Source organism: Poinsettia branch-inducing phytoplasma str. JR1 (genome assembly GCF_000309465.1).
Taxonomy (GTDB): Bacteria; Bacillota_I; Bacilli_A; order Acholeplasmatales; family Acholeplasmataceae; genus Phytoplasma; species Phytoplasma pruni.
In genome coordinates this window covers 1-283 of sequence record NZ_AKIK01000134.1, presented here as the reverse complement: position 1 = coordinate 283, position 283 = coordinate 1, and the positions used below count along the sequence as shown (strand labels likewise).

The window sequence follows — 283 nt, the reverse complement described above, 5'->3', positions numbered from 1 at the left end:
AAAATGAAGAGCTAAATCTACTATTTGTTTTTTTTCAGCTTCTTCATAGGAAATATAAGGATCTAAAAAACATTTTTGATAAGCTTCTTTTCCGAATTGGTGTAATAAATCATCAACATCTTTACAAGTTTTGTCATAAGGAGGCAAAATGCGTCTAATTTCATAAGGGATTTGTTGTTCTTTTAGTTGTTCGCCTAAAGCTGCGTTTCTTTTTCTTCCTGTTTCGTCGTTATCTAAGGCAATAATGACTTTGATATTTTCTTTTTTGAGAATATCCATTTGG

Annotated in this window: 1 protein-coding gene; it reads right to left on the bottom strand. The window is 30.4% G+C overall.

From position 1 onward, the window contains the following. Positions 1–283: toprim domain-containing protein (locus ON17_RS02665; RefSeq protein ID WP_040849836.1), on the bottom strand; the 283-nt coding region annotated here is incomplete at both ends.